Origin of the sequence: Thermoflexus sp. (genome assembly GCF_025055495.1) — a bacterium.
Lineage (GTDB): Bacteria > Chloroflexota > Anaerolineae > Thermoflexales > Thermoflexaceae > Thermoflexus.
The window spans coordinates 1-6,063 of record NZ_JANWXB010000313.1 but is presented as its reverse complement, the minus strand read 5'-3'; the positions used below and the strand labels follow the sequence as shown (position 1 = coordinate 6,063).

Here is a 6,063-nt window from a genome sequence, read left to right as displayed (position 1 = left end):
ACGGGACTGGGCGCCGAAGGCGCCCGGCCCTGCCCCCAAAAGATCTCTTATCCCCCCACGGCCCAAAGGGCCATGGGGAGGGAGATAGGAGGGTGGGGTCATCCCACCTCGTTCCGCAGGCTTCCAACCGCGTAACTCGATGCGATAAAGGAGCCGGATGTCCGGCTACTTCCTTCATCATCTCATCCGCTTCGGTCGAACGCTGCGGGCGGCCGGGGTGCCGATCACCCCGGGCCAGATGATGGCCCTAGTGCGGGCGCTGGAGTGGATCCCTATGGGCGATCGGGAGGCCTTTTACCATGCGGCCCGCTGCACACTGATCTGCCGTCGAGAGGACCTGGAGGTTTTCGATCGGATCTTTAACTGGTTCTGGCGGAACCCGCTCATGGGAGGCCAGCTTCCCCCCGGCCTGCTCTCCACGGCCCCGGGCCCCATCCGTCGACGGGAGAACCGTCCCCGCCCCGCTGAGGTGGGGCATCCGCCCTCCCCGGAATCGCGCTCGGAAAACCCGGAAGCCCCACCGGTGGTCCTGGCTGACCGGGCCATGACCTACAGCCCCAGCGAGATCCTGCGGCGGAAACAGTTTGAACGGTTCTCGGAGGAAGAGATCCAACTGGCCCGCCGGCTGATGGCTCGCCTCCGCTGGCAGATCCAGGAGCGGGAGACCCGACGCCTCCGCCCCGGCCCAAAGGGAGAGCACCTGGATCTGCGGCGGACAGCACGGCGGAGCTTGCGCCATTATGGGGAATGGGTGCGCCTGCTCTGGCGGACCCGCAAGCGCAAGCCCCGGCCGCTGGTGGTGCTGTGCGACATCAGCGGTTCGATGGAGCGTTACGCTCGTATGCTCCTTCACTTCCTCCATGCCCTGAGCCACACTCGACGCCATGTGGAAACCTTCGTTTTCGGCACCCGCCTCACCCGCATCACCCGATGCCTCCACCACCGGGATCTGGATCAGGCGCTCCAGGAGGTGAGCCGGACCGTCGTGGACTGGTCCGGAGGGACCCGCATCGGCGAGTGCATGCACGCCTTTAACCGGGATTGGGCGCGGCGGGTGCTGGGGCGAGGGGCGGTGGTGATGATCATCAGCGATGGATGGGATCGAGGGGACATCGATCTCCTCCGTCAGGAGATGGAGCGCCTGCAGAAATCGTGCTATCGTTTGATCTGGCTGAATCCCCTGCTGGGGATCCCGGGGTATCAGCCTCTCACCCGGGGGATGCAGGCGGCCCTCCCCTACATCGACGACTTCCTCCCGGTGCACAACCTGGCCAGCCTGGAGCAACTGGCCGCCCATCTGGAGCGGCTTCCATCCCGACGCTCCGCCCGTCGCTCTGGGCTCGCTCGATCGATCGAACTCGTCGGATCCGAGGAGGGTCTTCCTTTGGGGTAGGCTACAGGCTCTAGAACTCCGAAGCGGGAGGTCCAACGATGTGGGAGGTGCTGGAGGCGATCGAACGTTGGAAAGGGCGGGGCGAACGAGTGGCGCTGGCGACCGTCGTCAAAGTGATCGGCTCGGCCCCCCGGGATGTGGGGGCGAAGATGGCGGTCTCCTCCGGCGGGGAGATGGCCGGGTCGGTGAGCGGCGGCTGTGTGGAAGGCGCGGTCTTCGAGATCGCCCAGGAGGTGCTTCGCACGGGACGCCCCCGCCTCGTCCGCTTCGGCATCAGCGACGAAACCGCCTGGGATGTGGGACTGGCGTGTGGGGGAACCATCGAGGTGTTCGTGGAGCCGTTGCCATAGCGCCCTGTCGATTTTCGGGTGGTGTTTCCCTATGACGGATCGCACCTCGATGGTAGTGGTAGGGGCATAGCGGCGCTATGCCCCTACCCTCCCTGAGGCCCTTCGGGCCACAGGGAGGGGGGACACAGGGGGAAGGGCCATCGCCTTCTGGGCCGGCTTCGGTCCCCTCAATCTTTAGCTCCTAACTGGACAAAGCCGTAGGAGCGCTTTATGAACTGGTTCGATTGGGTGCGAGAAGCGATCCGCAAAGAGGAACCGCTGGCGGTTGCCACTGTGATCCGGGGGCCCGAGGCCTGGCTGGGCGCGAAATGGATCATCGACCCCACCGGCGATGGGTGGGGAGGGATTCACCCAGAGCTGGATGCTCAAATTCGGGAACTGGCCCAGCGCTATCTGGCCATCGGCCATTCCGGAACGGCCTCGCTCTCCACCCTGGAGGGCGAAGTGGAGGTTTACATCGAAGCCTACGTCCCGGCCCCGCTTCTGATCATCGTGGGGGGCACTCACATCGGCATCGCCCTCGCTTCCATCGCGAAGATCCTAGGCTGGCGGGTCTATCTGGTGGATCCCCGCCGCACCTTTGCCACGCCGGAGCGATTCCCCCACGTGGACCGCCTGATCCACGCCTGGCCCGACGAGGTTCTCCCGGATTTGATCACCTCCCGGACCGCCGTGGCGGTCCTCACCCATGATCCGAAACTGGACGATCCGGCCGTGATCGCGGCGCTTCAGAGCCCCGCCTTTTACGTGGGCGCGCTGGGAAGCCGCAAGACCAGCGCCCGGCGCCGGGAGCGCTTGCGTCGGAAGGGGATCTCCGAGGAAGCCCTTGCCCGTCTTCATGGGCCTATCGGCCTGGACATCGGGGCCCGCACGCCGGAGGAGATCGCCCTGAGCATCATGGCGGAGATCATCGCGGAGCAGAGCCGGTTGCGGCAGGTCGTTCAAGCGGCCGCACCGGAGGAGGCGAGCCCATGAAATTCGGACCGGTTCCGGTGGAAGCGGCGGTCGGATGCATCCTGGCGCATAACCTGGCGGACGCCCAAGGGAACCGCCTGTTCCGGAAGGGCCGGCGTCTGACGTCGGAAGACGTGGCCCGTCTTCGGGCGGAGGGCTACGAGGAGGTGGTGGTCGCGGAACTGGAGCCCGGCGATGTGGGAGAGGACGAAGCTGCCCGGCGCATTGCGCGGGCCTGCGAGGGCCCCCACCTGCGCCCGATGCCGGCGGCTGGGGGACGGGTGAACTTCTTAGCGGACGCAGCGGGGGTGTTCCTGGTTGAAATCCATTCGCTCGAACAGCTGAACCGTCTTCCCGGCGTCACCCTGGCGACCTTGGCCCGGGGGAGCGTCGTGCGCCCCCGCCAGATCGTGGCCAGCCTGAAGATCATCCCCTTCGCGCTGCCGGAGGCGGTGGTCGCCCGGGCGGAGGCGCTGCTGCAGGGCAACGGCCCCCTGATGGGCGTCTATCCCTTCCAGCCCCGCCGGGTCGTTCTAATCCTCTCCGGCCATCCCGCGGTCTGGCCCCGCCTGATGGCCGACTTCGAAGGCCCGCTGCAGGAGCGGGTGGAGGCCTGCGGCGGCGTGTGGCTGGGGGCCCGCCCAGTGCGCTACGAGGAGCGGGAGCTGGCCCGCGCCATGGAAGCTGCCCTGCAAGAAGGCGCAGATTTCCTGATCCTGGCCGGCGAGACCGCGATCATGGACGAGGAGGACACCGCCCCGCGGGCGATCCGGCGGATCGGAGGAACCATCGAGGCCTTTGGGGCCCCGGTGGACCCAGGGAACCTGCTGCTGATCGCGTATTATGGAGGAATCCCGATCCTGGGGGCGCCGGGCTGCGCGCGCAGCCGCCATCCCAACGTGGTGGACTGGGTGATCCCCCGCCTGATGGCGGGGCTTCGGCTGACCCGCGAGGAGATCGCCGCGATGGGCCACGGGGGGCTGTTAGAGGACGTGGAGGAGCGCCCCGCCCCTCGGCAGAAGGAGTTCGCCTGATCGCGCAAGCCGGTCCTGGTCGGAGCGCCGGCGTGAAACCCTTTTCCAGGGAGGCTGTCTTTCGCGTCCGCTCATGAGGAGAGGGATCCATGGAGCTATTTGAGTTCACCAATCGTCATTCCTTTTTCGTGATCGGCGGCCTGCTGTTAGCTGGGCTGGGCGCTTTCCTGCTCTTCCGCCGGGCCGGCCTGCTGGGGTGGGGGCTCTGGGTTGCGCTGCTGGTTGTGCTGATCGTCTTCTGGCTTTCGATGCGCACTCGTCCCTCTCAGGCGTTCGCCTCCGAGGGGGAGATCGAAGCGGCCCTGCGGTCCGGCCGGCCGGTTCTGGTCTACTGGTTCTCGAACTACTGACTGGGCTGCCTGTCGCTCCAGCCTGCCGTGCGCAGGCTCGAAGGGGAATGGCGTCAGGGACGCGTGCTGTATGTGGAGGCCCTCAGCCCGGCCGGGCGGGCCTTCGGAAAGGCCTACGGATTGCGCCTGACCCCCAGCTTCGCCCTGTTTGACGGGCAGGGGCGTCTGGTTCGCGTGTGGACGGGAACCGCTGGGATGCCAACCCGAGGGGAGCTGGAAAGGCTAATCCAGGGGGCACCGTAAGGGGGTCCGAGCGCCTCTAAGTTCAGACAATTTCGGACAATGCCCCTTGTGAGACATAGAGCCATACCGTCAGCAAGACCACCAGTATACAGGTAATCACAAAGCCAACCAGCGCATATGTATAGCAGCACTTCATCGCTTTCCCTTCCAGAGTGTGGCGAGCAGCAAGGGAATGGATGAGCAGCTAAAGCGTTTGCCTTGCATTGTGCGCCTTCCCTTGTGACTCATATGCAACCGAGAGCACACATACGCGATCCTCGACGATGGTGGGTTCAGTCTCAAGCCAGGCGGGACATTTGACAGCTAAAGTTTGCCCGTCGGGTGACCATGCCAATTGCCAGCCCTCGATCGCACCGCCTCCAAAGACATAATCAGGCATAACCTGCTGGCTATCTCCTGTCCGCGCATCTATGAGATACAGCTTCTGGATAGGACGCCCTTGAACGATCTCGGTGAGCGCTAATGCAACAAGTTGTTGAGCATTCGCAGCCCAAGCGATGTCATGCACAGAATGCCGTCCTGGCTCGATGTCCGGGCCTGGAGACAGCATGCGGCGCCCTCCCGTCTCCATATCAAGAATCACCAGCCACGTGCGCCGAAAAGGCCTCTCGAGGCTGTCCGTTGTGATGAACGCCACATACCGCCCGTCCGGGCTCCACTGCGCCTGCAGAGGCCAGGGAGGAATCTCCATCTCCCTCCGCTCGTGCTCCCCCACCGTCAGCTCACACCACCGACCACTCCGGACATCAAACAAGAACGTCCAAAACTGCGAGTAGAACAAAACTTGCGAACCATCGGGACGCCAGGCCATCTGAAAGCGCGGCCGCTAACCCCTCTGGGTGTCGTGCAATTTGCCAAAAACTGGCCCCCAACGGCCTTAAGTCGTGTCGCAATCTGTTTTTCTGGGAGGGAAACCGATATCGGAGGATACAGCCCAGGAGTTCCTGACCGGTATCACCCACCGCCGCTATTAGGACGCCCTGCGGGACTTGGCCGACTGGTATCGCGCCACCTGCAGCGAAGCCCCGAATCCCCAACTCCTCACCGCCCAGGAAATCTGGGGGTACGCTGGATACCTGCTCTCCGTCTGTAGGCCGAAAGCGACCAGCATCAATCTGCGCCTCTCTGCTGTCCGTTCCCTGCTCCGTCATATCGGATGAGACATGCGGGTGCGGGGGGTGCGCCAGGAGAAGCCGCTGGTGAACGCGCTGGACGGGCGGGAACTGGGGCGGCTCTTCGCGGCGCTGGAAGTAGACGACTGGCTCTCCCGCTGCAACCAGGGAATAGTGTCGCTAATGGCCTGGGCGGGGCTGCAGGCCTGGGAAATCCTGGCGTTGATGCCCGAAGATGCAGAGGTAGAGGTGAACGCCCGCTCCGGCCGGATGCCGGTGCAGAGGGGGAAGGGGGTGAAGGAGCAGCGGGTGCCGCCGTCCGCTGAGGCGCGGTAGGGGCTGCGGGCGTATCTGGAGGTGCGGCCGCAGCTGCCGGGGCCGCTCTTTTTCTCCCGCACGTTCCAGCCGCTGACGAGGCAGGACGTGCGGCGAATCATTGCGAAGGCAGCGCGGCGGGCAGGGCTTGGGCCCTCCCGAGCTCTCCCCCGGGTTTTTGGACTGGGGCGCCGCCGAAGGCAGCGCCCCAGCCTAATTTGCTTTGGCGACCTCCCCGGCTCCTGGAAGAGCAGATAGCAAGCTGCGTTAATATAGAGGGGATGCTCTGTTGCAATCTTGGCCATCTCCGCC

The 6,063-nt window shown here is 65.1% G+C and carries 8 protein-coding genes; 7 read left to right on the top strand and 1 reads right to left on the bottom strand.

The window, feature by feature from the left end; genetic code table 11:
• The first annotated feature begins 157 nt into the window (after positions 1-157).
• The 6 genes from NZM16_RS09965 to NZM16_RS09940 all read left to right on the top strand — a co-directional run bounded on the left by NZM16_RS09965 (position 158) and on the right by NZM16_RS09940 (position 4,324).
• A complete protein-coding gene (locus NZM16_RS09965) occupies positions 158-1,393 on the top strand; it encodes a VWA domain-containing protein (RefSeq protein ID WP_295453609.1) in 1,236 nt (411 codons plus the stop codon).
• 38 nt (positions 1,394-1,431) lie between these two features.
• Complete coding sequence (locus NZM16_RS09960) at positions 1,432-1,743, top strand: XdhC family protein (RefSeq protein WP_295453612.1); 312 nt, start codon at positions 1,432-1,434, stop codon at positions 1,741-1,743.
• 210 nt (positions 1,744-1,953) lie between these two features.
• Positions 1,954-2,718, top strand: coding sequence for an XdhC/CoxI family protein (locus NZM16_RS09955; RefSeq protein ID WP_295453614.1), 765 nt, complete (start codon positions 1,954-1,956; stop codon positions 2,716-2,718).
• Positions 2,715-3,731: a molybdopterin-binding protein gene (locus NZM16_RS09950; RefSeq protein ID WP_295480199.1), complete on the top strand. Its 1,017-nt coding sequence runs from the start codon at positions 2,715-2,717 to the stop codon at positions 3,729-3,731. The genes NZM16_RS09955 and NZM16_RS09950 overlap by 4 nt, the downstream gene beginning before the upstream one ends.
• Positions 3,732-3,820: 89 nt before the next feature.
• Positions 3,821-4,081 carry an LPXTG cell wall anchor domain-containing protein gene (locus NZM16_RS09945; protein ID WP_295453618.1) on the top strand — a complete coding sequence of 87 codons (261 nt, stop codon included), beginning with the start codon at positions 3,821-3,823 and terminating at the stop codon, positions 4,079-4,081.
• 27 nt (positions 4,082-4,108) lie between these two features.
• Positions 4,109-4,324, top strand: coding sequence for a hypothetical protein (locus tag NZM16_RS09940; RefSeq protein WP_295453621.1), 216 nt, complete (start codon positions 4,109-4,111; stop codon positions 4,322-4,324).
• Between the two features lie 184 nt (positions 4,325-4,508).
• Here NZM16_RS09940 and NZM16_RS09935 read toward each other — a convergent pair whose 3' ends face one another.
• On the bottom strand, positions 4,509-5,015 hold the full coding sequence (locus NZM16_RS09935; RefSeq protein WP_295480197.1) for a hypothetical protein: 507 nt from the start codon (positions 5,013-5,015) through the stop codon (positions 4,509-4,511).
• Positions 5,016-5,487: 472 nt separating this feature from the next.
• Between NZM16_RS09935 and NZM16_RS09930 the strand changes: the two genes are divergently transcribed.
• Positions 5,488-5,772: a hypothetical protein gene (locus tag NZM16_RS09930; protein WP_295480195.1), complete on the top strand. Its 285-nt coding sequence runs from the start codon at positions 5,488-5,490 to the stop codon at positions 5,770-5,772.
• Positions 5,773-6,063 lie beyond the last annotated feature (291 nt).

What these genes read in the sequence shown, in the direction of transcription:
- NZM16_RS09965 (WP_295453609.1), top strand. Translation starts at nt 158, where the DNA reads ATGTCCGGCTACTTCCTTCATCATCTCATCCGCTTCGGTCGAACGCTG.
- NZM16_RS09960 (WP_295453612.1), top strand. Translation starts at nt 1,432, where the DNA reads ATGTGGGAGGTGCTGGAGGCGATCGAACGTTGGAAAGGGCGGGGCGAA.
- NZM16_RS09955 (WP_295453614.1), top strand. Translation starts at nt 1,954, where the DNA reads ATGAACTGGTTCGATTGGGTGCGAGAAGCGATCCGCAAAGAGGAACCG.
- NZM16_RS09950 (WP_295480199.1), top strand. Translation starts at nt 2,715, where the DNA reads ATGAAATTCGGACCGGTTCCGGTGGAAGCGGCGGTCGGATGCATCCTG.
- NZM16_RS09945 (WP_295453618.1), top strand. Translation starts at nt 3,821, where the DNA reads ATGGAGCTATTTGAGTTCACCAATCGTCATTCCTTTTTCGTGATCGGC.
- NZM16_RS09935 (WP_295480197.1), bottom strand. Translation starts at nt 5,015, where the DNA reads ATGGAGATTCCTCCCTGGCCTCTGCAGGCGCAGTGGAGCCCGGACGGG.
- NZM16_RS09930 (WP_295480195.1), top strand. Translation starts at nt 5,488, where the DNA reads ATGCGGGTGCGGGGGGTGCGCCAGGAGAAGCCGCTGGTGAACGCGCTG.